22 protein-coding genes and 1 pseudogene are annotated in these 22,593 nt (G+C 70.5%); 13 read left to right on the forward strand and 10 right to left on the reverse strand.

What is annotated here, in order from left to right; genetic code table 11:
• Position 1: 1 nt before the first annotated feature.
• Entirely contained in the window at positions 2-1,348 is a 1,347-nt protein-coding gene (locus tag AB0B90_RS27950) for an MSMEG_0569 family flavin-dependent oxidoreductase (protein ID WP_362925641.1), read from the reverse strand.
• Positions 1,345-1,626, reverse strand: coding sequence for an MSMEG_0570 family nitrogen starvation response protein (locus AB0B90_RS27955; RefSeq protein WP_362901395.1), 282 nt, complete (start codon positions 1,624-1,626; stop codon positions 1,345-1,347). The genes AB0B90_RS27950 and AB0B90_RS27955 overlap by 4 nt, the downstream gene beginning before the upstream one ends.
• A 310-nt stretch (positions 1,627-1,936) precedes the next feature.
• Here AB0B90_RS27955 and AB0B90_RS27960 point away from each other — a divergent pair, with 310 nt between their 5' ends.
• Both AB0B90_RS27960 and AB0B90_RS27965 read left to right on the forward strand, forming a co-directional pair.
• A complete protein-coding gene (locus AB0B90_RS27960) occupies positions 1,937-2,434 on the forward strand; it encodes a pyridoxamine 5'-phosphate oxidase family protein (RefSeq protein ID WP_350947248.1) in 498 nt (165 codons plus the stop codon).
• Positions 2,435-2,472: 38 nt separating this feature from the next.
• On the forward strand, positions 2,473-3,543 hold the full coding sequence (locus AB0B90_RS27965) for a zinc-binding alcohol dehydrogenase family protein (RefSeq protein WP_362925643.1): 1,071 nt from the start codon (positions 2,473-2,475) through the stop codon (positions 3,541-3,543).
• Positions 3,544-3,621: 78 nt separating this feature from the next.
• On the opposite strand, the gene rox is transcribed toward AB0B90_RS27965, so the two are convergent.
• Positions 3,622-5,169, reverse strand: coding sequence for a rifampin monooxygenase (gene rox / locus AB0B90_RS27970; RefSeq protein WP_362925645.1), 1,548 nt, complete (start codon positions 5,167-5,169; stop codon positions 3,622-3,624).
• Between the two features lie 286 nt (positions 5,170-5,455).
• Between rox and AB0B90_RS27975 the strand changes: the two genes are divergently transcribed.
• Positions 5,456-6,316: an aldo/keto reductase gene (locus tag AB0B90_RS27975; protein ID WP_362925647.1), complete on the forward strand. Its 861-nt coding sequence runs from the start codon at positions 5,456-5,458 to the stop codon at positions 6,314-6,316.
• Positions 6,317-6,516: 200 nt separating this feature from the next.
• On the opposite strand, the gene AB0B90_RS27980 is transcribed toward AB0B90_RS27975, so the two are convergent.
• On the reverse strand, positions 6,517-8,355 hold the full coding sequence (locus AB0B90_RS27980; RefSeq protein WP_362925649.1) for a discoidin domain-containing protein: 1,839 nt from the start codon (positions 8,353-8,355) through the stop codon (positions 6,517-6,519).
• A gap of 424 nt (positions 8,356-8,779) precedes the next feature.
• Between AB0B90_RS27980 and AB0B90_RS27985 the strand changes: the two genes are divergently transcribed.
• Together AB0B90_RS27985 and AB0B90_RS27990 are read left to right on the forward strand one after the other, a co-directional pair.
• Positions 8,780-9,289, forward strand: coding sequence for a hypothetical protein (locus tag AB0B90_RS27985; RefSeq protein WP_350947243.1), 510 nt, complete (start codon positions 8,780-8,782; stop codon positions 9,287-9,289).
• Between the two features lie 381 nt (positions 9,290-9,670).
• Positions 9,671-10,642 (forward strand): annotated as a pseudogene (locus AB0B90_RS27990) (RNA polymerase sigma factor); the annotation flags it as partial.
• Between the two features lie 40 nt (positions 10,643-10,682).
• On the opposite strand, the gene AB0B90_RS27995 reads toward AB0B90_RS27990, so the two are convergent.
• Together AB0B90_RS27995 and AB0B90_RS28000 are read right to left on the reverse strand one after the other, a co-directional pair.
• Complete coding sequence (locus AB0B90_RS27995) at positions 10,683-11,507, reverse strand: NAD(P)H-binding protein (protein WP_362925772.1); 825 nt, start codon at positions 11,505-11,507, stop codon at positions 10,683-10,685.
• Between the two features lie 302 nt (positions 11,508-11,809).
• Positions 11,810-12,298: a hypothetical protein gene (locus AB0B90_RS28000; RefSeq protein WP_362515588.1), complete on the reverse strand. Its 489-nt coding sequence runs from the start codon at positions 12,296-12,298 to the stop codon at positions 11,810-11,812.
• Positions 12,299-12,430: 132 nt separating this feature from the next.
• Here AB0B90_RS28000 and AB0B90_RS28005 point away from each other — a divergent pair, with 132 nt between their 5' ends.
• On the forward strand, positions 12,431-13,591 hold the full coding sequence (locus tag AB0B90_RS28005) for a histidine kinase (protein WP_350947241.1): 1,161 nt from the start codon (positions 12,431-12,433) through the stop codon (positions 13,589-13,591).
• Positions 13,588-14,244, forward strand: a complete 657-nt coding sequence (locus tag AB0B90_RS28010; RefSeq protein WP_350947240.1) for a response regulator transcription factor — start codon at positions 13,588-13,590, stop codon at positions 14,242-14,244. The genes AB0B90_RS28005 and AB0B90_RS28010 overlap by 4 nt, the downstream gene beginning before the upstream one ends.
• A gap of 20 nt (positions 14,245-14,264) precedes the next feature.
• Here AB0B90_RS28010 and AB0B90_RS28015 read toward each other — a convergent pair whose 3' ends face one another.
• Positions 14,265-14,744, reverse strand: coding sequence for an Lrp/AsnC family transcriptional regulator (locus AB0B90_RS28015; protein ID WP_350947239.1), 480 nt, complete (start codon positions 14,742-14,744; stop codon positions 14,265-14,267).
• A 109-nt stretch (positions 14,745-14,853) separates the two neighbouring features.
• Between AB0B90_RS28015 and AB0B90_RS28020 the strand changes: the two genes are divergently transcribed.
• Complete coding sequence (locus AB0B90_RS28020) at positions 14,854-15,921, forward strand: Glu/Leu/Phe/Val dehydrogenase dimerization domain-containing protein (RefSeq protein WP_350947238.1); 1,068 nt, start codon at positions 14,854-14,856, stop codon at positions 15,919-15,921.
• Between the two features lie 22 nt (positions 15,922-15,943).
• Here the strand turns inward: AB0B90_RS28020 and AB0B90_RS28025 are convergent, their stop codons facing one another.
• The gene (locus AB0B90_RS28025) at positions 15,944-16,393 is read right to left on the reverse strand and encodes an Lrp/AsnC family transcriptional regulator (RefSeq protein WP_362925653.1); all 450 of its coding nucleotides are present in this window, start codon (positions 16,391-16,393) and stop codon (positions 15,944-15,946) included.
• A 34-nt stretch (positions 16,394-16,427) separates the two neighbouring features.
• On the opposite strand from AB0B90_RS28025, the gene AB0B90_RS28030 reads away from it, so the two are divergent.
• Together AB0B90_RS28030 and AB0B90_RS28035 are read left to right on the forward strand one after the other, a co-directional pair.
• The gene (locus tag AB0B90_RS28030; protein ID WP_362925655.1) at positions 16,428-17,315 is read left to right on the forward strand and encodes an SMP-30/gluconolactonase/LRE family protein; all 888 of its coding nucleotides are present in this window, start codon (positions 16,428-16,430) and stop codon (positions 17,313-17,315) included.
• Positions 17,316-17,548: 233 nt separating this feature from the next.
• On the forward strand, positions 17,549-18,616 hold the full coding sequence (locus tag AB0B90_RS28035) for a type II CAAX endopeptidase family protein (RefSeq protein WP_350947235.1): 1,068 nt from the start codon (positions 17,549-17,551) through the stop codon (positions 18,614-18,616).
• A gap of 105 nt (positions 18,617-18,721) precedes the next feature.
• Here the strand turns inward: AB0B90_RS28035 and AB0B90_RS28040 are convergent, their stop codons facing one another.
• Positions 18,722-19,324, reverse strand: a complete 603-nt coding sequence (locus AB0B90_RS28040; protein ID WP_350947234.1) for a histidine phosphatase family protein — start codon at positions 19,322-19,324, stop codon at positions 18,722-18,724.
• A 234-nt stretch (positions 19,325-19,558) separates the two neighbouring features.
• Between AB0B90_RS28040 and AB0B90_RS28045 the strand changes: the two genes are divergently transcribed.
• Both AB0B90_RS28045 and AB0B90_RS28050 read left to right on the forward strand, forming a co-directional pair.
• On the forward strand, positions 19,559-19,873 hold the full coding sequence (locus AB0B90_RS28045; protein WP_350947233.1) for a metalloregulator ArsR/SmtB family transcription factor: 315 nt from the start codon (positions 19,559-19,561) through the stop codon (positions 19,871-19,873).
• 36 nt (positions 19,874-19,909) lie between these two features.
• Positions 19,910-20,839 (forward strand): SRPBCC family protein, encoded by a 930-nt coding sequence (locus AB0B90_RS28050; protein WP_362925659.1) that lies wholly within the window; start codon positions 19,910-19,912, stop codon positions 20,837-20,839.
• Between the two features lie 154 nt (positions 20,840-20,993).
• Here the strand turns inward: AB0B90_RS28050 and AB0B90_RS28055 are convergent, their stop codons facing one another.
• Positions 20,994-21,596, reverse strand: a complete 603-nt coding sequence (locus AB0B90_RS28055) for a TetR family transcriptional regulator (protein WP_362925661.1) — start codon at positions 21,594-21,596, stop codon at positions 20,994-20,996.
• A 72-nt stretch (positions 21,597-21,668) separates the two neighbouring features.
• Here AB0B90_RS28055 and AB0B90_RS28060 point away from each other — a divergent pair, with 72 nt between their 5' ends.
• Positions 21,669-22,496 carry a class I SAM-dependent methyltransferase gene (locus AB0B90_RS28060; protein ID WP_362925663.1) on the forward strand — a complete coding sequence of 276 codons (828 nt, stop codon included), beginning with the start codon at positions 21,669-21,671 and terminating at the stop codon, positions 22,494-22,496.
• The last annotated feature ends 97 nt before the right edge of the window (positions 22,497-22,593 follow it).

Genomic DNA, 22,593 nt, shown 5'->3' on the forward strand with positions numbered 1-22,593 from the left:
GTCAGGTTCCCAGCAGCTCGGGGTGGACGAAGTAGCCGAGCGACGCCGGTTCCGCGGCGCGCGGGGCGGGTACCGGCCTGCCGGCGGCGGCGATGTGCCCGGCCAGGTGCTCGGCGTCGGCCGCCACCCCGGAGAAACGGCCCGAGCCCCAGGTGTGCTGCCAGGGCAGCCCGAGGAAGTACAGACCGGGGACCCGGGTGACGCCGCGCTCGTGGGTGGGGTAGCCGGTGCCGTCGAAGACCGGCACCCTGATCCAGCCGTGGTCGCGGCGGAAGCCGGTGCACCAGACGACCGAGGTGATCCGCCCCAGGTCCAGGGAGTCGGGCTCGGAGGCGGGCTGCCAGGGCGGCGTGTAACGCCTCTCGCCGGGGGCGGAGATGCCGTGCGCGGCGATGAAGGCGTCGATGGAGTCCTTGACGCTCTCGCAGACCGCGTCGGCGTGGTCGAGGTTGCGCCGCAGGTCGGGGGCGAACCGCGCCCTGCCACCGGTCCTCTCCTCCGCGGCTTCGGCCGTTCCCACACCGGTCGCCGTGTCGTTCTCGACCGTGGTCAGCCTGCCGTACAGGCTCATCCCCTCCAGGGCGAAGGCCCGCAGGTCGATGTCGCGCCCGCCGTCGCGGCCGGTCACGTAGTGGTTGGCGCGGGCCCGGACGGCGTCGTGGTCGTCGAAGGAGTCGATGGGCCGGTCGTAGTAGCCCATCAGATCCAGCCAGGCCACCACGTCCCTGCCCCGGTAGAAGCGGGCCACCCGGGGCGCGCCGCCGACCGACAGGTGCACGCGCCGCCCGGCCAGGTGCAGGTCCTCGGCGATCTGGCACCCCGACTGGCCGGTACCGACGACCAGCACCTCACCCGGAGGCAGCAGCTCGGGATTGCGGTAGTCGGCGGAGTGGATCTGCGTCACGTGCGCGGGGAACCGCTCGGCCACCCGGGGGATCACCGGGACCTGGTAGGGGCCGGTGGCGACCACGACCTGGCCCGCGGTGACCGTGCCCCGGTCGGTCTCCACCCGAAACCCCCGCCCGTCGGGAAGGAGCCTGGTGACGTTCACCCCCTCCAGCACCGGTGGGGAGAAGGAGGCCGCGTAGTCCTCCAGGTAGCCGACGATCTGGTCGCGGAGCATGAACCCGTCGTGGTCGTCGCCCGGGTAGGGGAACCCCGGCAGGCGGCACTGCCAGTTGGGCGTGACGAGGCAGAAGGAGTCCCAGCGCCGCGCGCGCCACTCGTGGCCCACGCGGTGACGCTCCAGCACCAGGTGGTCGACGCCGTCCCTGCGCAGGCAGTGGCTCATCGACAGGCCCGCCTGGCCCGCGCCGACGACGACCACCTCGTGGTGACGGCCGTTCACCGCTCGAACCTCTCGACCGTCACCATGCCGGCACCGGCGAAACCGGCCGCCTTCCTCTCGATCTCGGCGACCTGCCTCGCCGCGGCCGCGCACCCGAACCCGTACCTCTCGCGTACGCGCTCACCGGCCGCCTCCAGCGCCCTGCCGCTCAGCGAGACGAATTCGGCGATTGGGTACGATTGTTCGGGATGAAGAAAGTCCTCAATGATGAGCGATGGGGAATAACAGCGTTGTTGTGAACCATCGGGCCATCTGACCTGGAAATACATCTCAGGCATACGAGTCTCCACAGGGGAAAGCGGCCTTATCCGAGTCGGTGCGCCTTTACCGCTGACGACAGTTCAACCGCCGGAAATTGCCGACCCGTTTCATCCGGAACAAAACGCGATGACCGTGGTCACACCAACTTCTCCACCGGTTAACAGTGAGGCGCCGGTCGGCATCGCGTCATGAGTCTCCACCGGCACCCTCACCCCCGATTAGCGGCGCGCCGGGGAGGGGAGGCCTCAGGTGATGCCGATCGGGGGGCGCGGAGCCGGAGGAGCCCCGGACTCGCAGCGACATCGATCTTCTCAGCGGGAGAATCCCATGACTGGACGCGTATCGGCCCCGGGCGACCTCGGCCGCCGGATCGCCAGGCGACGCGAGGATCTCGGCCTCACCCGGGACAGGCTGGAAACCCTGGACAGGGACGAGTGCCTGCGGCTCATCACCCCCGGCGGAGTGGGGCGCATCGCCTTCGAGGAGATCGGCGGGCCGGTGATCCTGCCGGTCGACTACGCCCTGCACGGCAGCTCGGTGATCTTCCGCACCGCTTTCGGCGGACCGCTCGACGACGCCCTGCGCACCGGGGCCCAGGGGGTCGAGTCCAAGGTCGCCTTCGAGGTCGACCGGATCGACGACGCCGGCCGCGAGGGCTGGAGCGTGCTGGTGCGCGGGGGAATCCACCACGTCTCCTCGGAGGAGGACCGCGCCGCCCTGGCGGCGCTGGGCGTCCGGCCGTGGACGGGGGGCGAGCGGGAGCCGTACGTGAGGATCGCCGCCACCGAGGTCACCGGCCGTCGCATCCGGCGGCGCGACCCGTGACCCCCGCCGAGCCGGCCCCGCCGTCCCAGGAACCGCCCGTGACCCCCGCCGGGTCCGGCCCTTCGGCTCACCGGCCGCCCGTGATCCCCTCGGAGATGGACGCCTGGGTCGTCACCCACCCGGGGCCGATCTCCTCGCGTCCCCTGCGGCCGGTGCGCGTCCCCGTCCCCTCCCCCGGACCCGGTGAGGTGCTGGTCCGCGTCGAGGCATGCGCGGTCTGCCGCACCGACCTGCACCTCGCCGAGGGCGATCTCCGGCCGCGACGCCCGAGGACCACGCCAGGCCACGAGGTCGTGGGGCGGGTGGTGTCCGCCGCCCCCGACGCCGTGCGGCTCGCGCCGGGCGCCCGGGTGGGGGTGGCCTGGCTCCGCTCGACCTGCGGGCGCTGCCGCTACTGCCTGCGGGGTGCGGAGAACCTCTGTCCCGGTTCGACCTACACCGGCTGGGACGCCGACGGCGGCTACGCCGAATACCTGACCGTTCCCGAGGACTTCGCCTACCCGCTCCCCGGCGACGTCCCCGCGGAGAAGCTCGCGCCGCTGCTGTGCGCGGGGATCATCGGCTACCGGGCCCTGCTCCGCAGCGACCTGCCACCCGGCGGACGGCTGGGCATCTACGGCTTCGGCGCCTCGGCGCACCTGACCGCGCAGCTCGCCCTCGCCCAGGGGGCGACCGTGCACGTGCTGACCCGCTCGGCCAAGGCCAGGGAGTTGGCCGTCGCCCTGGGCGCGGCCTCGGCGGGCGGCGCCGCGGACGCCCCGCCGGAACCGCTGGACTCGGCGATCCTGTTCGCCCCGGCGGGCGAGCTGGTGCCGGTCGCGCTGGCCGCCCTGGAGCGGGGCGGAACCCTGGCGGTCGCGGGCATCCATCTCAGCGACATCCCGCCCCTGACCTATCAGCGGCACCTGTTCCAGGAGCGCACGCTGCGCAGCGTCACCGCCAACACCCGCGCCGACGGCCGCGCCTATCTGGAACTGGCGACGCTCCACCCACCCCGGGTGACGACGGTGCCCTATCGGCTGGCCGAGGCCGACCGGGCTCTGGCGGACCTGGCCGGGGATCGCGTCGAGGGCGCCGCCGTCCTGATGCCCTCCCACTCCGCCCTCTGACGCGATGCTCACCCCCGTACGGGGGTGAGCATCGGCGCGAGCACTCCTCGCGGGTCTTTTCCGCCGCTCGGGCTGGATTCAGTCGGCGGGCCTGCCGAACCAGCGGGAGAGGTGGTCGTCCAGGTCCTGCTGGTCGTCGCCGATCCAGGCGACGTGGCCGTCGGGACGCAGCAGGACGCACGGGACGTCCAGCTCCGCGGTGGGATCCGCGAGGTGATCGACCCGGTCCGACCAGCCGCCGACGGTGAGGCGTTCGGTACGGTCCAGCAGCAGGCCACGGCCACGATGCAGCAGACCGTAGAGGTGGCCCTGTTTCACGTCGAGGTCGTGCATGCGGCGGCCGAGCAGGTCGGGGCCTTCGCCGAAGTCGTAGCGGATGCCGGTCGCGGTGATCTTTTCGGTCAGGTGGCGGTTCACCTCGTCGAAGTCCATCAGTTCGGTGAGCAGCCTGCGCACGGCCTGCGGGCCCGGTTCGGCGGACAACAGTTCCGTCTGGGCACGGGTGTTGTCCAGCACGTCCTCGGCGACCGGACGACGTTCGGCCTGGTAGCTGTCCAGCAGCGCCTCCGGGGCCCACCCGCGGATCTGTGCGGCCAGTTTCCAGCCGAGGTTGAACGCGTCCTGAACGCCCAGGTTGAGGCCCTGCCCGCCGATGGGGGGATGGATGTGCGCCGCGTCGCCGGCCAGCAGCACCCGCCCGGCCCGATATCGTTCGGCCAGCCGGGTGGCGTCTCCGAAGCGGGACATCCAGCGCGGGGAGTGCACGCCGAAATCGGTTCCGGCGATGGCACGCAACCCCTGTTTGAAATCCTCAAGGGTGGGCGGTTGCGCGCGGTCGCCGGCTTCCGGCGCGGGGACCACGACACTGTAGATCCCTTCGCCGAAGGGCCGGAGCCAGAACGGCCGATGGGTCTCGCGGACCTCGGCCATCCTGGCGGCGATCTCCTCCTGCGGCATGCCCACTGCCAGCTCGCCCATCAGGGTCTCGGTCCGCGAGGGCTCGCCGGGGAAACCGACACCGAGCAGCTTGCGCACCGTGCTGCGCCCGCCGTCACAGCCGACGAGGTAGCGCGAACGCAGCCGCGTGCCGTCGGCCAGCTCGACGGTCACCCCCTCGTCGTCCTGCTCGAGACCGGCGACCGCGCACCCGCGCCGGACCTGCGCGCCCAGTTCGATCGCGTGCTCTGCGAGCAGGCGCTCGATGACCGGCTGTGGGATGCCCAGCAGGTAGGCGTACGCGGAATCCAGGCCCTTGGGCGCGGGTTTGGGGATGGCGGCGAAGAAACCGCCGGCCGGACGTCGTCTTCCGTGCTGGAGCATGCGCTCCAGCAGTCCGCGCATCGCCATCAGTTCGAGGCTGCGAACATGCAGACCGACTATGCGGACGAACGACGCGGGCTCGATCTCCTTCTCCAGAACGAGTACTCGCACATCGTGCAGTCGCAGTTCGGCGGCGAGCATCGCACCGGTCGGCCCGCACCCGGCAATGATCACATCGAAGGCGTGGGAGGCGCGATCGGTGCCTGGGGCCGGCGACCGGAGAACTCCGGGAACGTCGCCCGCCGCGGAGTCACGCTCGGCACCGTCGTTCGGCTGCGGCTCGGCGGTGACCTGCTGAGAATGCATAGGTATTGCCTTTCGGGAGTGCCTTGTCCAAGCGGCGCTCCCGGCGACACCTACCTCGGTCGCCCGGCCATGACGGGAAGGGGGAGCACCCACGTCGATACAGCGTTCATGGGTCTCACCTCCTCAGGTGGTGTCACGGTCAGCCGTAAGTTACAAGCCCGAGCGTCATCCCGTCCATTCCTTTTTCTCACCACCTCGCCATCACCTCACCGTCGGTAACTCTCATTGGATGGCTTGATCGGGGCAGGGTGGAGAGGTACCAACCGATTCCCAAGAAGGAGCTCCCATGCAGACACGCCGCATCGGCGATGTCCAGGTCAGTGAGATCGGTCTCGGCGGAATGCCGATGTCGATCGAAGGGCGCCCCGACGAGCAGCGTTCGATCACGACGATCCACGCCGCGCTGGAGGCGGGTGTGACGCTGATCGACACCGCGGACGCCTATCACCTGGGCGCGGACGAGGTCGGCCACAACGAGTCCTTGATCGCCCGCGCGGTCGCCGGTTACGGGGGCGACACCTCCGACGTGCTGATCGCCACCAAGGGCGGCCATGCGCGCCCCGGTGACGGCTCGTGGACCCTGAACGGCTCGCCCGACCACCTGAAGAAGGCCTGCGACGCGTCGCTCGCGCGTCTCGGCGTCGAGGCCATCGGGCTCTACCAGTTCCACCGCCCCGACCCGAAGGTTCCGTACGCGGAGTCGGTCGGGGCGATCCGCGACCTGCTGGACGCGGGCAAGATCCGCTTCGCGGGCGTCTCGAACGCCGACCCGGACCAGATCCGGCTCGCCAACGAGATCCTCGGCGGGCGGCTGGTGAGCGTGCAGAACCAGTTCTCGCCGTCGTTTCGCTCCAGCGAGCCCGAGTTGGAGCTGTGCGCGGAGCTGGGCATCGCGTTCCTGCCGTGGAGCCCGCTGGGCGGGATCTCGCAGGCCGGCGAGCTGGGCTCGCGGTTCGCCGTGTTCGCGGACGTCGCGCGGGCGCACGGGGTGAGCCCGCAGCGGGTGTGCCTGGCGTGGATGCTCGCCAAGGCGCCGGTGGTGATCCCGATCCCGGGTTCCTCTCGTCCGGAGACCATCCGCGACTCGGTCGGCGCGGCCGACGTGAAACTGTCCGCCGAGGAACTGACCCGCCTCGACGCGGCCTGACGAGACACGCTCGGGCATCGGGAGCGGCACCCGCGGTGGTGCCGCTCCCCATGCCCGTCCGATGGATCCGTGCCGCTGTGCCGCTCCTGCCGGGCGCGTCGCGCACGCTCACCCGCTCGTATCCGTGAGGCCGGTCGGGACGAACCGTCGTCCCGACCGGCCTCACGCGCTCTCGATCACCGAACGCGCACGGCGGGCCGCTAGGAGGAATAGACCTCGAAGGCGGAGATCTGCCCGGCGGGCCAGCCGGTGTTCCCCGTGATGTTCAGCCGCACGTACCTCTTCGCCGTCGCCGGGAAGGTGATGGTCACGGTGTTGCCGGTGGCCGGGTCGAAGACGTGGCCCCGCGACGGCACCACCGTCTCGAAGTCGCCGCCGGACGAGGCCTGCACCGACAATGTCTGGGTGCGCGTGCCCCAGGCCGCGGACGGCGGCAACCTCAGCACCAGGCGCCCGACGGAGACCTGGGCGCAGAGGTCAACGGTGATCGACTGGGGGAAGGTGTGGTTGGCACTCTCCCAGTAGGTGTTCGCGTCGCCGTCGACCGCGTTGGCCGCGACGTAGTTCTGGGTGACGCTGCTCGCGCTGACCGCCTTGTTCCTGGCCAGGTCTCCGGTGCCGGGAGAGCACCCGGGTGGGGGCCCGGTCGTCGCGGTCACCGTGCCTGAGGGCGGCGAGGTGTTCTGCGCGGCGTCCCTGGCGACCACGTAGAAGCTGTAGGAGGTCGACGGCGTGAGACCGGTGACGGTGAACGACGTTCCGGCGGTGCTGCCCACCTTGACGTCGGTGGCGCCCGCCTCGCGGTAGACGTCGTAGCCGGTCACTCCGACGTTGTCGGTGGCCGCGGTCCAGCCCACCGTGATGCTCGTGCCGGAGGCCGGGACGGCGCGCGCGGCACCCGGTGCGGTCGGGGGCTGGGTGTCTCGCGTGCCGCCGGTCCTGCGGGTCTCGAACTCCGTCGCCCAGTACTTCGTCCGGTCCAGATAGGCGGTCTCCGCCGCGGTCCCCGTCCTGCCGTACGCGCCGTCGAAGGTCTGGTAGCCGAACCCGCCCGGCGGGGTGGAGTCCGCGGGCTCGATGGAGCTGCCCTCGTGCCACTCGTTGAACGAGGTGATGGAGACCCAGGTCGGCAGGCCGCCCTTGGCCGGGTCGAGGGCGTTGGACCACTCCAGGTCGTAGGTGGCGCCGTTGGCGCGGCCCAGGGTCGGGGTGGTGTTGCCCGGCACCGCGCGGTCGTCGATGTAGCCGGGAGCCACCGAGGGCGCCCAGATCAGGTTGTTCCGCTTGGCGTACGCGCTCGCGTTGGCCCAGCCGGGCGCGGTGGCACCGGCGATCCCGTCGTAGGTGTACATGCCGGAGAAGTGCGCGATCTTCGACGTGTCGGTGGTCTGGGCGAGCACGATGTTGCCCGCGGTGACCTGGTCGAGCGCGGCCCAGTCGGTGATCCTCAGGCTCTCGAAGACGTAGAACGCCGCCCGATCGCCGTGCTCGGCGTCACGGTAGAAGGCCGGGTGGGAGCCGTAGCGGGTGTTGATGTAGCGGATGTCCTCGACGGTGGAGGCCGCCGTGCGCCCCTCGTACGGCTCCAGGTGCCAGGCGACCTTGACGCCGTAACGCGCGGCGGCGTCCATCACGCCTCGGGTGAGCCTGTCCTCGAAGCTGTCACGCCCCCACCAGCTGTAGACGATGACGCCGACCCCGGCCTGCTTGATCCACTGCATGTGCCTGGTGACGGCGCCCGCGTAGTCGCCGGAGTCGTAGGCGCCCAGGCTGGGGTACAGGTCGGCGCCCACGTCGTCGGGTGGGGTGCGTCCGCCCTGCTGCCAGTGCCGCCACTCCCCGCTCGTCTGGGGGTTGCCGTACCAGGAGTAGTAGAAGAGATGGACGTTGGAGGACTGCTCGGGCACGGCCGCGCCCCGTGCCGGGAGCGGTGTCTGGGCTCCGGCCCAGCACAGGGTGGCCAGCAGCAGCGCGAGGACGATCTGGGCGCGTCGCCCGGTATGGCGTAAGCGGCTGACGGATTGATCGGATGTCTTCATCGGCTGACCCTTCGTCACGCGAGGCCGGATCGCCACGGTCGACGGGACATACGGTCGCCGCGATCCGGCCGGTGGGGGGCGGAGAGACTGCCGCCGTCACCGACGGAGATCGGCGAACGGCGCTGCGAACACCATAGGATGACAGGCAGATGACTGCAATGTTTCTACTTATTTTCGCAAAAATATGCCTGAAGAGTGGCTTTATGTGATGCAACAACCGACAGAGTGCGATGAGAGGGCGGGGAACGAAACGCCGATCTGGAACGGTCCGATGTTTCACTTCCCGAATCGCCGAGAGACGTCCGGAGCCCGAGCCCCACACGGGTGATCATCGCAGGGTTCAATACCTATACAAAACGCCCGAAAGGCCTCGCCAGCACGAATTCGCGTTGACCGGCCACCGGGGATTGGCCATATTTGCGCAATGATTCGTCTACGTCCCCTCGCGGGAGCGATCCTCGCGTCCGTCCTGCTGACCGGCTCCCTCGCCGCCCCCGCCACCGCCTCGGCCCAGGAGACCGTCGCCGTCTCCTCCACCGAGGCCGCCGCACGACCCGGTAACGGCAAGATCCTCTACAACCGCATCAGCGGCGGCCGGGGCAAGCTGAAGGTGAAGAACGGCACCGGCAGGGACGCCGTCGTCACGCTGGTCCGCGGCAGGTCCAAGGCGATCAGCGTCTACGTCCGCGCCCGGTCCACCGCCACCGCCACCGGTGTGCGGGACGGCAACTACACCATCTTCTTCACCTCCGGCCACCGGTTCAACACCTCCCGGGGCAGGTTCGCCCAGTCCCCCTCCTACCAGCGCTTCACCGACCGGCTGAGGTTCACCACGACCACGACCAGCTCGACCATCGGGACCCTCACCCTCAACCCGGTCAGGGGTGGCAACGCCAGGACGACCGGCGTCAACCCGAACGACTTCCCGTCCTGATCCGACCCGATCCTGTCCGCCCCTTGTCCCCTCCTCGCGGACTCGGTCGGATACGGCGGACTCAGTTCCCCGCTCCCCCACCCGTACGTCCATCACCACGGCAACACCCGCAGCGTCGCCGGTCACAACCGCAGGGCCGCCTTTCCCCCACGGGGAAAGGCGGCCCTGCGCCCGTTCGGAGGTGGAAAGGGACCCAGCACCTGTAGGCAGCGGAGCCGATCAGCTCCAGGCGAAGGACGCGACGGCGAGCCAGGCGACGCAGCACACCGTCGCGGGACGTACCTTGAACTGCACAGGTTGTTGTATCCGACCAGACCTGGGGAAGGTGTGAACGCCATGGAAGCCGCTACCGTGGAAGGCACCGTTGAGGTTGTCGAGGCCGAGGAAGAGCTCGTTCTGACCGACGACGACGAGGCGCCCGCAGCCCTGGAAGCGAGCGTCGGAGCCAGCACCGACCCCGTCAAGGACTATCTCAAGCAGATCGGCAGGATCTCCCTGCTCAACGCCGAGCAGGAGGTCGAGCTCGCCCGGCGCATCGAGGCGGGGCTGTTCGCCACCGAGCGGCTCAACGACGGCGCCCGGCTCCAGCCCGACGTGCGCGCGGAGCTCGAATGGCTCGCCGAAGACGGCCACCGGGCCAAGAACCACCTGCTGGAGGCCAACCTGCGCCTGGTGGTGTCGCTGGCCAAGCGCCACACCGGCCGGGGCATGCTGTTCCTGGACCTGATCCAGGAGGGCAACCTGGGGCTGATCCGCGCCGTGGAGAAGTTCGACTACACCAAGGGATTCAAGTTCTCCACGTACGCCACCTGGTGGATCAAGCAGGCGATCACCCGGGCGCTCGCCGACCAGGCCCGCACCATCCGCATCCCCGTTCACATGGTCGAAGTGATCAACAAGCTGGCGCGGGTGCACCGGCAGATGACGACCGACCTGGGCCGCGAGCCCACCCCTGAGGAGCTGGCCGTGGAGCTGGAGATGACCCCGGAGCGGGTCGTCGAGGTCCAGGGATACGGGCGGGAGCCGATCTCCCTGCACAGCCCGCTGGGCACCGAGGGCGACAGCGAGTTCGGCGACCTCATCGAGGACTCCGAGGCGATCACCCCCGAGGACGCGGTGGCCTCCGCGCTGCTGCAGGAGCAGTTGCACACCATCCTGGACGCGCTGTCGGAGCGTGAGGCCGGGGTGGTGGCGATGCGGTTCGGGCTCGGTGACGGGCGGCCCAAGACCCTTGAGGAGATCGGACGCGCCTACGGGGTGACCCGCGAGCGCATCCGGCAGATCGAGTCCAAGACGATGACGAAGCTGCGCCACCCCTCGCGCTCGCGGGCCCTGCGCGACTATCTGACCTGAGCGCCCCCGGCCGGCCCGCGTCCGCACAGGCCGGTGACGCTCAGCCGGCCGTACGGGCGACGAGGGCGGTGACCGTCTCCTCCAGGCCCGACGGCGGCCGCCCCAGCAGGCGCGCGAGGTCGGAGCCGGTCGTGGCGAGGGCACCGGCGCGCACCGCGGGGAACACGCCCCCCAGCCAACCGGCCTCCGCGTCGGTGATCTCCCGATGCTCGATCGGCCTGCCCAGAACACGGGTGAGAACCTCGGCGAGCTCCGGATAGGTCCACAGCGGACCGAGCAACTCGTAGGTCGCGTTCTCGTGCCCGGAACCGGTGAGGGCGGCACTCGCGGCCAGCGCCAGGTCACGCAACCTCGCGGTGTTGAGCGGCCGGCCACCGGTGGAGGAGGTGATCTCGCCCTCTTTTCCCGCCTGGACAAGCGCGGCGCCCAGGAACGCCTCGGAGTAGAGGGCGTTGCGCAGCACGGTGTAGGCCGGACCCGCCTCGCGGAGCGCCCTCTCCGTCGCCGTGTGGTCGGCGACGGGGCCCCGGCCGTCCTCCGCGCCCACGGCGCTGGTGTAGACGACGCGGCGCACCCCCGCCCGGACGGCGGCCTCGACGACGGTGCGGTGCTGCCGCACGCGGACTCCGGGCGTCATGTCCGGCCCGGACACCAGGAGCAGCACCTCGATCCCGGCGAGCGCGGCGTCGACGGACGCGGCGTCGTCATGATCACAGTGCCGCACCTCGACACCGCCGCCGAGCAGGCCCTCCGCCTTCTTCGGGGTACGGGCGAGCGCGACGAGGTCGCGGGCGGGGACCCTGGCGAGCAGGTCCTCGATGACGAGCCTTCCGAGATTTCCCGTGACACCGGTCACAGCGATCATGGTCAACGGCGTTTCCTCTCCTCTTCCGCGACTTCCCCGCGGCCTTTCCACGGGTTTCCCGCGAGCCCTCCCGGACTCCGCACCGGTTCCGCGCGGACGGCCCCGTCGACGGCCCGTCAACGGCCGGGAGATGCCCGGGGAGCGTACCGGCGAAGGCGCACCGGCCGCCTCGGATTTAATTCCCGCCACGACGAGCCCCGCGGCACGAAGGATCGCCGGACCGAACGGACACGCCGTCTCGGGAGCGGGCCACCACCCGCGCCCGACGAAGGGAGCAGCCGTCTCCCGCCGTGGCGCGTCCTTCAGGCTTCCCGGGCACCCGAGGGAACGACCTTGCCGAGCCCCCAGGCGACGAGGCCGGTGATCGCTCCGACGATCACCCCGGTGAAGACACTGCTCACCGCGGCGAAGAGGCGCAGGATGAGGGACTGTACCGCCGGGTCGACGTCGCCCAGGTTTCCACCGAGCACGGGCGGGTTGTCGCCGAAGGCGGCCTCCCAGAGCACCTGATGTCCCACGGCCAGGAAGACGCCGTAGAACAGGCCCACGACGAGGAGGGTGAGGAAGGGGTTGGGTACTCGTTTCCAGAGGACGACCGCGATCCATACGATCGGCGGCACGAAGACGAACAGGGCGTTCACGAAGGTGCCCTCGTGGATGATGTCCAGGTCGTGAAGCACGACCCGGGGCGCGGCGAGAAGAGCGAGGCCGATCACGGCGATCAGGGGCAGCCCGAGCGCCGGGCGCCTTCGGGCGAGCGGCCCACGCGGCGAGGTGTTGTGAGAGGTCATGGCCTCAAGCTAGGGAGCGCGAGGGGCGTGGCACATCCGTGTCCGATCTCGACACCCGTACGTCGGAAGGCGACTTCCCGTGTCGCCTCACGTGGACTGCGGAGCGCCGCGACGGCGCCTTAGGGTGGCTGCGTGGTCGAAGAACGGCGTGTTCGGACACGAAGAAGACTCCCGCCCTGGGCGGTCGACGCCCTGATCGGTGTGGGTGTCACCCTCGTGCTGTCGATCGTCATCTCCGCCGGCCAGGGAGGACGGCAGAGCCCGGACCCGATCGCCCATCTGTGGGCCGTGGGCCTGGGGGCGCTGATGCTCGTCCGGCGACGCCACCCGACGGCCGTGCTCGCCGTCACCGCCCTGGGTTTGTTCGCGTACTACGCCGCCGGTCACCCGGCCGTGGGAGTGGCCGTTCCCGTCGCCGCGGCGTTGTTCTCGGCGGCCGAGTTCGGCCGGCTCGTCCACGCCGTCGTCACCGCCACCGTCGTGATCGCGGTCTCGCTGTTCTTCCGCCTCATCGAGGGTGAGGACTTCTCGTTCGTCGTCGGCTACGAGCTGGCCGGGCACGTCCTGCTCATGGCCGCGGCGATCGCCCTGGGAGACGGCCTGAGGTCGAGAAGGACCGTGCAGGCGGGGGCGAGGCGGATCGCCGAACTCACCGCCCAGCGCTACCGGCAGGAGGCCGACGCCCGACTTCACGCCGAACGCCTCGCCATAGCGCGAGAGCTGCACGACTCGATCGGTCACACGACCTCCGTCATCTCCCTGCACGCCGATGTCGCCCGCGAGTCGCTCGGCCACGACGAGGCGCGGACCCGGGCGGCTCTGGATCTGATCAAGTCAACCAGCACGCGCACGATGAGCGAGCTGCGCCGGACCGTCGCCCTCCTCCGCACCCCCGGCGAGAATCCGAGGTCGGTCCTCTCGCTGTCGGGCGTGGGCTCGCTGCGTGAGACGGCCGCCGCGGCGGGGATCGACCTCGACCTCGAGATGCGCGTCACCACCGAACTTCCCGCGACGGTCGACGCCTGCGCGTTCAGAATCGTCCAGGAGGCGGTCACCAACATCGTCAAGCACTCCCGCGGCACCCGCGCCCGCGTCGTCGCGCTCGACGACGGAGCGGTCCTGCGCCTGTCCGTGACCGACGACGGCCCCGGGCAGGGCCCCGACAGCGGAGCGGGGCACGGCATCGCCGGGATGCGCGAGCGCGCGGAGACGCTCGGGGGCACCCTGACGGCCGGACGCGAGCCCGCAGGTTTCACGGTCCGAGCCGTCCTTCCACTGGAGCAGCCATCATGATCAGGGTGGTCATCGCCGACGACCAGGAGCTCGTACGCGCGGGCCTGCGAGCACTCCTCGAAAACGATCCGGACATCACCGTCGCCGGAGAGGCGTCCGGCGGACGCGCGGCGCTCTCCCTCGTCCGGGAGCTCCGCCCGGACGTCGTGCTCATGGACATCCGCATGCCCGGTATGAACGGACTCGAAGCGACCGCGGCCATCCGCGCCGACGACTCCCTGGACGGCTCACGGGTGCTGATCCTCACCACCTTCGACGACGAGGAGGACATCGTCGAGGCCGTCACGCTCGGCGCCGCCGGTTACCTCCTCAAGGACACTCCGTCGGAGGACCTCCGCAAGGCGGTGCGCACGGCCGCCGAAGGGGGGAACGTGCTCTCCCCCGCGATCGCCAGGCGCGTCATGGAACGCCTCGCCCGGGCCCCGAGACCACCCGTGCGCGACCCTCGGCTCGCCACCCTCACCGAAAGGGAACTCGCCGTCCTGACCCGGATCGGGTACGCCGAGACCAATGACAGGATCGCCGCGGCCCTCTTCATCAGCCCGGCCACCGTACGCACCTACGTCAGCCGGATCCTGACCAAACTCGACGCGCGGGACCGCACCGCACTCGCCGTCATCGCTCACCGCTCGGGCCTCGGCACCGGCGAGTAGCGGCAGGCGAGACCTCCCGCTCAGTTCGCGGGTGTGGACGTCACGTCGGGGAGCCTCGCCGGGGCGGTGTCGTGCACCTGCTGGAAGATCACCGAAGTGCGGAAACCCGCGATCTCGCGGCGCTTGCTGAGCCGGTCCAGCAGGAAGGCGTGCAGGTGGTCGAGGTCCTGGACCGCCACGTGGAGAAGGAAGTCGTCGCCACCGGCCAGCACGAAGACGCTGAGCACCTCGGGCAGGGCGCTCGCCGAGTCCTTGAAGGTGTCGATGACGGTGCGGCTGAGCGGGCGTACCTGCACGGAGACGAGAGCCTGGACGCCGCGGTTCAGGGCCGCGGGGTCGATGTCGGCGTGATAGCCGCGGATGACCCCGCGGCGGGTGAGCCCCCTCACGCGTTCCAGGCAGGTCGAGGGCGCGATCCCGAGTTTGCGGGCCAGCTCGCGATTGGACTGCCGCGCATCCGTTTGGAGAAGCCGGATGATCTCCGAATCAAGTTCGTCCATGACCGGTATTTTGCCGGTCGTTCCAACCATACGTTCGATCGGACCCCTGAGCGGCGACCGGATATCCGATTCTTGGACCCGGACGCCGATCACATGAAGGGATCGTCATATGCCAGGGTTCGATCATGAGCAGGTCGCGGTTCACACGGGGCCGCGCTCCGGCCTGCCCGTCATCGTCGCCGTCCATTCGACGGCGCTCGGCCAGGCGGTCGGCGGGTGCCGGATCTGGCACTACCCCGACTGGCGGGACGGTCTCTCCGACGCGTTGCGCCTGTCGGCCGGCATGACCGCCAAGTGCGCGGTGGCCGGACTGGCCAACGGTGGCGGCAAGACCGTCGTCGCCGTCCCCGAAGGGGTCGAACTCGATCCGGTCCGCCGCCGTCACGTGCTGTACGACGTCGCGGACGTCATCGCCTCCCTGGACGGCAGGTACGCCACCGGCCCGGACGTCGGGACCGGCCCGGCCGACATGGCGGTCATCGGCGAGCGCACCCCCCACGTCTTCTGCAGACCCGCGCGACAGGCCGGCAGCGGCGACTCCTCTCCGCACACCGCGGCCGGGACGCTCGCCGCGCTGCGCGCCGTCGGCAGGCGGCTCCACGGCACCCCGAGCCTCACCGGTCGTCGTCTGGCCGTGATCGGCCTGGGCAACGTGGGCGAGAAGATCGTCCGCCTGCTCGCCGCCGAGGGAGCCGAACTCCTCGTCGGCGACATCGATCCCGGCAAGCGGGCACTCGCCGACGAGGTCGGCGCCACCTGGGGCGAGCCCGCGCAGGTCGTCACCGCGGACGTCGACATCCTGGTGCCCGCGGCCCTCGGCGGCGTCCTCACCGAGGAGATCGTGCCCGGCCTGCGGTGCGCCGCCGTCGCGGGGCCCGCGAACAACCAGCTCACCACCCCGGCCGTCGCCGACCTGCTGCACCGCCGCGACATCATCTGGGTGCCCGACCACGTCGTCAGCGCGGGCGGGGTGATCCACGCCCTCACCGTCGAACTCGACCGCGGAACCGCCGACGAGGCGCTCGCCCGCGTCCAGAACATCGAGGACACCGTCACCACCCTGCTCGCCACCTCGGAGCGCACCGGCACCACCCCCGCGCGGGCCGCTTCCGAACTGATCCGGCTCCGCCTGCGCGCGGCCGCCGCCTCGCGCCGTTCCGGGCCCGGCTTCGATTGAGGTGGACCAGGTCACGAGGCCCTCACGCATCCTGGTGAGGGAGATGCAGGCCACGCTCGAAGAAGCTCTCCAGCACCATGATGGTTCGCGTCCCGGCCACCCCCTCGATCTCGAAGAGCCTGCGCAGCACCTCCTGCAGTTCCCTGGTGCTCGCCGTGCGCACCTTGACCAGCAGTGACGCCGGTCCCGCGATGACGTGCGCCTCCTCGATCTCGGGAATCGCGAGCAGTGCCTCGCCCGACGCGCCCATCCACGCCTGCCCCTCCACGAGCACGAAGGACAGCACGCCCCTGCCCGCGGCGACGGGATCGACCTCGATGGTCGTCCGCCGGATCAGCCCTCGTTCGCGCAGCTTGCGCACCCGTTCGTGCGCGGCGCCGCTCGACAACCCCACCGCGGCCCCGAGCGCGGCGTAGGACCGACCGGCGTCGTCCTGAAGGATGCCGATCAACATCTTGTCAATCCTGTCCATCGCCGTATCATATTCTGCGATCAAGGAGGATTACATGACGGAATCCATTGCCGCGGAGTTCGAGGTGCTCGACGAGCGGTTCGCCGACGTCGGGGGCGACAAGCGGGTCGAGCGGATCCACCGCGGTTGCCGGTGGGCCGAAGGTCCCACCTACGTCCCGGCGGGCCGCTATCTGCTGTGGAGCGACATCCCCAACGACAGGATTCTCCGCTGGGACGAGATGACGGGAAACGTGGGTCCCTTCCGCGCTCCCGCGGGCTACACCAACGGCCATACCCTCGACCGGCAGGGCCGGCTGATCTCCTGCGAGCACGGCGCCCGGCGGGTGACCCGCACCGAGCACGACGGCTCCATCACCGTCATCGCCGACCACTGGCAGGGCAAGCGCCTCAACAGCCCCAACGACGTGGTGGTCAGGTCGGATGACTCCGTGTGGTTCACCGACCCCAGGTACGGCATCGCCAGCGACTACGAGGGCCACCAGGCGGAGAGCGAGATCGGCAACGATCAGGTCTACCGTCTCGACCCCGCCACCGGAGAGATCACGGCGGTGGCCGACGACTTCGCCCGCCCCAACGGCCTCGCCTTCTCGACGGACGAGTCCCTCCTCTACGTCGCCGACACCCAGCGCGGGCATCTGCGGGTCTTCGAGGTGCGGGGCGCCGCCCTGGAGAACGGCAGGGTGCTCGCGGAATGCTCGGCGGGCGGTCTCGACGGGATCAGGCTCGACACCGCCGGCCGGATCTGGGCGGCGACGCACGAGGGAGTGCACTGCTTCGCCCCGGACGGCACCTTGATCGGCAAGCTCAGGCTTCCCGAGAAGACCTCCAACCTGGTCTTCGGCGGCCTCAAGCGCAACTGGCTGTTCATGACGGCCTCCACCTCCGTCTACGCGATCATGACCAACGTCCGCGGAGCGTGATCTTCCGAAAGCGGGACGGCGATCGGCTCGCGAATGCGACCGATGCGCCGGGAAGCCTGGCGGAGTCACCGGGAACACGGGGAGAACATCGAGTTCGACGGGGCGCGTCCCGCCCTCCGACCTCGTAAACTCCGTAAACCCATCGAAATGGATCGACGCGCATCCAGACCGGTGGCGCTGCGCCGCGTTTCCTTCCGGCCCGAAGGCCGGAGTGTCCACCCCGGAGGTATTCGATGCACGTCCCCCAGGACTCCGGGTCCGAGGCGACGCCCCTCCAGCCCTCCGGCCCGCCGCCTCACCGGCCCGGTGTCCCCGACCCGTCCGGCGCGTACGGTCCGCCACCGGGCGCGTACGGTCCGCCCGTGGACCACTTCCCGCCCCCGCCGAGGCACGAGCCCTGGATGGTGCCGGCGCCGCCCGGCAGCCGCTACGACCTGCTGGCGCGCACCCGTCTGCACGCCTGGTGGCGACCGGTGCTGGGCACGGTCGCCGGACTCGCGGGCCTCATGCTGGCCGGACTCGTCGTCATCCTCGGCGGTGCGACGCTCGGCGTGATCGTGGGCGCCGAGATGGGCGGATCCGATGAGCAGATCTTCACCGATCCGGTGCTCGACCTGGGGATCAACCTGCTCTCGATCGCGGTCGTCCTGCCGATCGTGTACGGCGTGGTGGCGTGGATCCAGCGGCGCCCGCCCGGCACCCTCTCCTCGGTCGTCGGCCGCCTGCGGTGGCGGTGGATGGCCCGGTGCACGGCGGTGGCGATCGGCGTCGTGGTGCTGGGCCAGGCCGCGGTCGCCGTCACCTACGTCGCCACCGGCGAAGACCTCGGCGAGTTGTTCGGCTGGGTCGGCTGGGAGCGCTTCCTGCCCGTTCTGGTCGTCACCCTGCTCCTGGTGCCCTTCCAGGCCGCCGCCGAGGAGTACGTCTTCCGGGGATGGCTGATCCAGGCGTTCGGCGCCTTCCTCTCCAATCCGTGGCCGGGCATCCTGCTGAGTACCGCCGCCTTCACCGCGGTGCACGCCTACGTCGACTGGGGCATCGTCGACGTCTTCGCCTTCGGTGCGCTGATGGGCTGGCTCGCGGTGCGGACCGGCGGCCTGGAGGCGGCCATCGCCCTGCACGTGGTCAACAACGTGCTGGCCTTCGGGGTCAGCGGAGCCGACGGCAGCCTGCCGGAGGCGCTGAAGCAGGGGTCGGTGCCCTGGCAGACCCTGGCGGGAACGGTCGTGCAGCTCGGCCTCTACGCGATCGTGGTCCTGGCCATGGCGAAGAGGCGGAGGATCGAGACCGTCTCCCCGTGACTCCCCGTGACTCCCCGTGATCCTCCATGACTCCCCGTGACTCCCCGTGGGCCTGGTTCCCCCGCTTCCCCTTTGAGCCCCGACCCCGCCGATCCCCGCACCGTGTCAGAACGGCACGTCCCCCGATCGCCCGCCTTCGGGCGCCGACACCCTGTCGTCCGCGTGGAAAGCGGTCGGCACCACGTACTCCCACCCCTCTCGCCAGTCGAACGGCGCGTCCACCAGTTCCTCCAGCTCGCGGCCGCCGAGGAGGTGGTCCAGCGCCCATCTGTTGGCGGAGTGGGAGATCACCAGGACACGATGACCGTCCCAGGCGGCCGCGAGGTCACCGAGGAAGTCACGGGTCTGCTCCACCACCTGGCGGTAGCTCTGCCCACCCGGCCACGGGATGTCGATGTGACGTGACCGCTCGTCGGCGAGCCGGATGACCGGCATGCCGTTGAGTTCGCCGTAATCGCACTCGCGGAGCCGCGCGTCTTGATGGATCGGGATGTCGGAGCCACCGAGGGCGATCTCGGCGGTCTCGACGGCGCGCCCCAGATCGGAGACGAACACGACCGAGATCGCGTCATCACGACGGCGTTCCCCGAGTTCACGGGCGAATTCACGACCGCGCGGCGAGAGCGCGCCGGGAAGCCAGCCGGTGGCGATTCCCGCCTCGTTGTCGGTGCTGATCGAGTGCGTCTCGTAGACGAGCTCCACCGCCATCGCGAGACCTCCAAGATCTCCCGTCCGCCACACCGCCGGCGACGGACCAACTGATCACGACTTCACACACCACGAAATCATCCGGGCAAGGACCGGCGAGAGACCTTCCGGGCGTCCGTTTCCGGACACTTCCATATCCGGCGCCGCGCCCGTACGACCGATCCGAGCGACGTGTCCGAGCCGCCCTCCAGCGCTTCTTGACATCTTATATGCCAACTTGGCTATATTGCTGAAGTGGCAACCACATTCGAAGTACTTGCCGAGCCCCGGCGCAGGGAGATCCTCGATCTGCTCCGTACCGGCGAGCGTCCCGTGGGCGACCTGGTGGAGCGGCTCGCGCTGACCCAACCGACGGTGTCGAAACACCTGAGGATCCTGCGCGAGGCGGGCCTGGTCGAGGTCAGGCACGACGCGCAGCGCCGGTGGTATCGGCTGCGGCCCGAACCGCTCGCCGAGATGGCCGCCTGGCTTGAGCCCTACCGGAGCATGTGGAACGAGAGCCTGGACTCGCTCGAACGCCGCCTCGACGCCATGCCGGAAGAGATCTAACGAGACCCAAGAAAGGGCGACATAGTGGAAGAGCGATTGGCGACCCTGCGAACCGTCGGCGACCAGCCGGTGCTGCGCTTCGAACGACGGCTGGCCCACTCCCCCGGGAAGGTCTGGAAAGCCGTCACCGACCCGGCCGAGATGGCCCACTGGTTTCCGGCGGCGGTGGAGAGCGAACCGTCCGTCGGTGCGGCGATGCGCTTCACCTTCGAGGGCGAGGGCGACCCCACTCACGGCCGGGTCCTGGAGTTCGACCCTCCGAAGGTGTACGCGTTCCGCTGGAACCAGGACGTGCTGCGCTTCGAGCTTCTCCCCGACGGGCCCGGCTGCCTGCTCGTCCTCACCCACACGCTGGGGGGCGGCTGGACCGGCAGGCTGACCGCGGGCCGCACCGCGGCGGGCTGGGACCTCTGCCTGGCCGCGCTGCTGTCCAGGCTGGACGACGAGCCCTTCGAGCGGCCTCCGGGCTGGAGGAGCCGGATCGCGGACTACGTCGAGATCTTCGGCCTGGCCGAGGGGGAGACAAGAAAGAGCGGAGACGACCACCTCGTCAGGTTCGCGCGCGACCTGATCTGGAAGCCCGTCGAGGAGGTGTGGAACATCCTCGTCGCGGGGGAGACACCCCGCCCTGGCGCGGAGCCCCCGGCGTGGTTCACGAACCCGCATGTGCCCGCGGGTTCTGTCACGCAGGTCGGAGCGCCGCGCGCCCTGGAGTACGAGTGGCTCCATGAGGGCGAGTCCGCGGGACGGGTGCGCTGGGAGTTGGCGCACGACCCCGCGCAAGGCACCCGGGTCGAGCTGACACAGACGCTTCCCGCCCGACTGGCCGATCTCCGCGCGACGGCGCTCGCCGCCTGGCAGGCGCATCTGGAGGCGTTCTTCGCCACCGTCCAGGGCGAGACCCCCCACCCGCCGCAGGGCCGCGTCGAGGAGCTGCGGAAACTGTACGAGCACCGCCTGGGCTGACATCCGGACGTGGCACGGGACACCGGAGGCGGGGGGAACCGCCGCCGCGCCGTGGTGAGGCGTCCAAGCTCATGGACCGTCTTCGAGCCCGGGACCCCTCACGGGAACCCACCCGCACCCGGCGTCCCGCGTCGAGCGCCCGACGCCGGGCGGTTCACAACAGCCGTCTCTGCACGACGTCGGCGATGACCGTGGTCACGACCTTGCCGACCTCTCCCTCCTCGGGCGGGGCGCCCGCCCGCCCGGCGAACATCAGGTGCCCGGCCCCGACCAGTGAGAGCGCGAGCGAGTCGACGTCCGCGTCGGCCGCGATGCGGCCCAGCTCGCACTCGTCGGCGAGGTAGGAGGCGATCATGGCCACGGCCTCCGCCATGACCGGGACTCCGTTGGGTGGCCCGGCCTGGCGCAGCCGGGCGCGCAGTTCGTCGCGGAAGACGACGAGGCCGACGATCGACACGGCGACCGGGTCGAACAGTTCCCTCAGCGCGCCGGTAAGGTTGCCGGCCACGGTGCCGGTCCCGGCGGAGTCGCGCAGAGCGGCGGCCTGGGCGCCGATTCCGGCGATGCGCTCTCGCACGAGTTCGGCGAGGAAGTCGTCGAAGTCGGCGAAGTGCCGGTGCAGGACCCCCTTGGCGACGTCCGCCTCTGTGGTGACCGCGCGGCTGGTCAGCGCGTTCGGCCCGTCCCTGAGCAGGACGCGCTCGGCGGCGTCGAACAGGTGCCTGCGCGCGTCGCGGATGTGCACCCCGGTCGGCACAGCGTGCCCCCTCCCTCTCTTGACGGCCTTCACCCGATTGACGAGTGGGCATGTGCCCACTAAAGTGGGCGCATGCCCATTTTATCGCGGGAACAGCCCCGCCCTTCCGGTAAAGAGTCCCACAAGGCCAGGCGGATGGCGGAGTCGTTCGGAGTGGACGCCGAACGCTACGACCGGACCCGGCCCCGCTACCCCGACGCCCTGGTGGAGCGGATCGTCGCCGCCGGCCCCGGACCCGACGTCCTCGACGTCGGCTGCGGCACCGGTATCGCGGCCCGGCAGTTCCAGGCCGCGGGCTGCCGGGTGCTCGGGGTCGAGCCCGACGCGCGGATGGCCGAATTCGCCCGGGGCACCGGGGTCGAGGTGGAGGTGTCGACGTTCGAGGCCTGGGAAGACGTCGGCCGGACGTTCGACGCGGTGGTCGCGGGCCAGACCTGGCACTGGGTGGACCCGGTAGCCGGCGCGGCCAAGGCGGCGCGGGTGCTGCGGCCCGGGGGCAGGCTGACGGTGTTCTCCCACGTGTTCGATCTCCCGCCCGCTCTCGCGAAGGCCTTCGCCACGGCCTACCGGCGGGTGGCACCCGAATCGCCGCTCGACCTCCAATGGCAGAAGCGCCCCTCGGACCCCTACCAGGCGCTGTTCCCCAGGTTCGCCGACGGGGTGAGGGAGGCGGGCGGGTTCGGCGAGCCGGAACGGTGGCGATTCGAGGAGGAGCACTCCTACACGCGCGACGAGTGGCTGGACCTGGCGCCCACCAGCGGCGCCCTCACGGTGCTTCCGGCGGACAGTCTGGCCGAGGTGCTGGAGGCCGTCGGAGCCGCCATCGACGCGATCGGGGGCGGCTTCTCCGTGCCCTACACCACGCTGGCGATCACCGTGACGCGCACCGGCGCTGCCTGATCCGGCTTGCAGGACGGGCCGGGACGCTGCCCGGCCGCCGGAGCCGGCACGGGATTGACACGGAAACCAGGAAAAATTAGGAAAACGGGGAACGCCC

The organism is Streptosporangium sp. NPDC049078 (genome assembly GCF_040648855.1).
Lineage (GTDB): Bacteria > Actinomycetota > Actinomycetes > Streptosporangiales > Streptosporangiaceae > Streptosporangium.

What these genes read in the sequence shown, in the direction of transcription:
- rox (WP_362925645.1), bottom strand. Translation starts at nt 5,169, where the DNA reads ATGCATTCTCAGCAGGTCACCGCCGAGCCGCAGCCGAACGACGGTGCC.
- AB0B90_RS28010 (WP_350947240.1), top strand. Translation starts at nt 13,588, where the DNA reads ATGATCAGGGTGGTCATCGCCGACGACCAGGAGCTCGTACGCGCGGGC.
- AB0B90_RS27980 (WP_362925649.1), bottom strand. Translation starts at nt 8,355, where the DNA reads ATGAAGACATCCGATCAATCCGTCAGCCGCTTACGCCATACCGGGCGA.
- AB0B90_RS28025 (WP_362925653.1), bottom strand. Translation starts at nt 16,393, where the DNA reads ATGGACAGGATTGACAAGATGTTGATCGGCATCCTTCAGGACGACGCC.
- AB0B90_RS27960 (WP_350947248.1), top strand. Translation starts at nt 1,937, where the DNA reads ATGACTGGACGCGTATCGGCCCCGGGCGACCTCGGCCGCCGGATCGCC.
- AB0B90_RS27975 (WP_362925647.1), top strand. Translation starts at nt 5,456, where the DNA reads ATGCAGACACGCCGCATCGGCGATGTCCAGGTCAGTGAGATCGGTCTC.
- AB0B90_RS27955 (WP_362901395.1), bottom strand. Translation starts at nt 1,626, where the DNA reads ATGCCTGAGATGTATTTCCAGGTCAGATGGCCCGATGGTTCACAACAA.
- AB0B90_RS28060 (WP_362925663.1), top strand. Translation starts at nt 21,669, where the DNA reads ATGCCCATTTTATCGCGGGAACAGCCCCGCCCTTCCGGTAAAGAGTCC.
- AB0B90_RS28040 (WP_350947234.1), bottom strand. Translation starts at nt 19,324, where the DNA reads ATGGCGGTGGAGCTCGTCTACGAGACGCACTCGATCAGCACCGACAAC.
- AB0B90_RS28035 (WP_350947235.1), top strand. Translation starts at nt 17,549, where the DNA reads ATGCACGTCCCCCAGGACTCCGGGTCCGAGGCGACGCCCCTCCAGCCC.
- AB0B90_RS27985 (WP_350947243.1), top strand. Translation starts at nt 8,780, where the DNA reads ATGATTCGTCTACGTCCCCTCGCGGGAGCGATCCTCGCGTCCGTCCTG.
- AB0B90_RS28015 (WP_350947239.1), bottom strand. Translation starts at nt 14,744, where the DNA reads ATGGACGAACTTGATTCGGAGATCATCCGGCTTCTCCAAACGGATGCG.
- AB0B90_RS28030 (WP_362925655.1), top strand. Translation starts at nt 16,428, where the DNA reads ATGACGGAATCCATTGCCGCGGAGTTCGAGGTGCTCGACGAGCGGTTC.
- AB0B90_RS28000 (WP_362515588.1), bottom strand. Translation starts at nt 12,298, where the DNA reads ATGACCTCTCACAACACCTCGCCGCGTGGGCCGCTCGCCCGAAGGCGC.
- AB0B90_RS27995 (WP_362925772.1), bottom strand. Translation starts at nt 11,507, where the DNA reads ATGATCGCTGTGACCGGTGTCACGGGAAATCTCGGAAGGCTCGTCATC.
- AB0B90_RS28020 (WP_350947238.1), top strand. Translation starts at nt 14,854, where the DNA reads ATGCCAGGGTTCGATCATGAGCAGGTCGCGGTTCACACGGGGCCGCGC.